Consider the following 2487-nt stretch of genomic DNA (forward strand, 5'->3'; position numbering starts at 1 on the left):
GCTAACTGCTGATTGTGAGTCTGGGTCGCGTACGATCTGGTTAACAGATAAATGATAAAGCCAATAAACACGCCCGGGAACGAGTAATACATGTTTCATAGATGAAAARGGTAAATCGATTCGTTCCCGGGTGGACAGACCCAGCCAGTCAACAAGCAGGATTTCTTCCAGCCCATAGCGGGTCAGGACAAATCCGGTCAGAACAGCCCCAATGCTTCCGAATAGCTTACCCAGCGTTTGCCCCTTCAAGTACCGGGGAAAGATGTAGAGAGCACTGGCCAGAATCACGCCCATTTGCAGTAGCTGTGAGCTTACAATCAGCAGGATGCTTTGCAGGGATACCCGGTTAAATACAATAGCCCCGGTTAGTAAATACAGGGTAGATATAAACCAGACCAGCACAAAAATCAAGGGCAACTGACTTCGCTTCATCCTTCAAAAATACAGCTTAATCCAGCGAATGGCTGAACATTATGTTAGTGGCCTGATCTATTATGTAAATGCTGTTTACCCGCTTTCACATACCGGTTCAGGGCATCGGGATAATAAACTAGGATCGGTTCGAGGGCCATGGAATCTTTGCTCTCCGTACACCTCCCCTCCTACCGGTTATGCCCCGATTCATTTTCTCTCTCTATTGTCTTACCCTGTTAAGCAATTTGACTCTATTTCCTTTGAATGCTGCCTATAGCCAGTCTTTCGCCCTGAGTGGTCAAGTCAGAAGTTCCACGGACAGCCAGCCGTTGGCAGGGGTACAGGTGATTCTGGAGTCTTATTCCAGCCCTGTTCGTTCCCACGATGCCGTTTCGCAGAGTGACGGGCGATTTTCCTTCGAGAAAATAAACGAAGGACTTTACCGACTAAGCCTGTCGCATGTAGGCTATCAAACCCTGGTTACGGATTCAATCCGTTGTTACTCTTCGCGAATGGATTTAGGAAAGCTGAGTTTACTGGCTTACTCACAGACCTTGAATGAAGTAGTAATCCGGACCAAAAAGCCGGTGATTTATTATGAGTCCGATCGGTTCCGGGTGGACGTTCAGGCCATGCATACCCGGGGCGATCAGGCTCTTGATCTTTTGCAACGCATTCCGGGCGTCAAGCTGGAACAATCGGGTGACTTAAGTTTACAGGGAAAAATGAATGTCCTAGTCTATATCAATGGGAAGCAAAGCTACCTGGCGGGAAGTGCCCTGCTGAGCTATCTAAAAAGCTTACCGGCGGGTGACATTGCATCCATTGACTTTTTGCCCACGCCACCGTCATCCTACGATGCAGCGGGCTCGGGAGGGGTGATAGACATTCACCTCAACCAGCGTAGTGAAGATGGCTATTCCGTAAACACCTCGCTTTCCATCACACCACTGGCCAGAACCCGATCCGGGCTATCTACCATGACTACGATCCGGAAAGGCCGATGGCAGGGATATGGTCAATGGGGAGCGGATTATAGTCCTTCTTTCGAGATAGAAACGACGAACCGACAAACCCAGAACCATCGCATGGATCAGATAAGTCAGCAACTCACCCGGCCCAAGGGTTTTTCAAGCCTCATGGGTCTGAGTTATCAACGCTCTCCGCACGAAGTCTTAGGCCTGGATGGTAAGCTCATGCAACAGTGGACTACGCGACAAACGGAGAGTCAGCTATCGCAAGAAGGGCCCATAAACCCAGTATATGTAAACCGGCAAGATAACCATCAGTCTCAGGCTCAGAGTGGGGCTCTCCATGCATTTTATAAGCGAACGCTGGATACGCTGGGTTCCACCCTCACCCTTGACGGCGACTACTACCACATCAAATCAGATCAGAAGGACTGGTTTAGCAATTTCTACACCATGGGCTCTGCACCTGAGTTTCGTTTTGATTCCAGGCAGAATCTGCTTCGTTCCTCCACCCTTTACGCTTTTAAAGCAGACTGGATCAAAAAAACGGCCTTTGCCACGTTAGAATCGGGAGTAAAGACTGGCCAGGTTACCAATACAAACGTCGTTAACCAGGATTCCCTGTTAGGATCCGATCAGCGACCTATCGTTGGATATGCCAATGCCTTTACGTATCGGGAACACATTCAAGCCTTCTATGTATCCCTTCAGAAACCATTCGGGCCTCTGGATCTAAAGGTGGGTGTTCGGTATGAGCACACCCAGGGCTTTGACGACACGCGTCAACTCGTTCATCGCCAGTATGGATACTTATTCCCATCCGCTTCTCTGATGGTCCGGCCAGGAACCCATCAGCTTACCTTTTCCTATCGAAAGAGTATCATCCGACCAGTTTATACGAATCTAAATCCCTTCTCCTACTACACCGATTCTTATACCCTTCAAGCCGGAAATCCCGCCTTGAAACCTGCTTTAGCTCAAATCGCAGAATTCAACTATGTAGTAAACAACACCCGACTTTTAACGGTCAATTATATTTATTTAAAGGATGCGACCCTGGACGTATTCACGTATGATCCGCTCCGGCAAGTCAGTAAATCCA

At 48.6% G+C, this 2487-nt stretch carries 2 protein-coding genes; one reads left to right on the forward strand and one right to left on the reverse strand.

Annotation, left to right across the window (positions count from 1 at the left end; all coding sequences use genetic code 11):
- On the reverse strand, positions 1 to 432 hold a 432-nt coding region (locus tag BWI97_RS26385), incomplete at its 3' end, for a hypothetical protein (protein WP_146011070.1).
- A gap of 227 nt (positions 433 to 659) precedes the next feature.
- On the opposite strand from BWI97_RS26385, the gene BWI97_RS26395 reads away from it, so the two are divergent.
- A partial coding sequence (locus BWI97_RS26395) for a TonB-dependent receptor (RefSeq protein WP_158242870.1) occupies positions 660 to 2487 on the forward strand: 1828 nt, incomplete at its 3' end.

Origin of the sequence: Siphonobacter sp. BAB-5405, assembly GCF_002872335.1 — a bacterium.
Lineage (GTDB): Bacteria > Bacteroidota > Bacteroidia > Cytophagales > Spirosomataceae > Siphonobacter.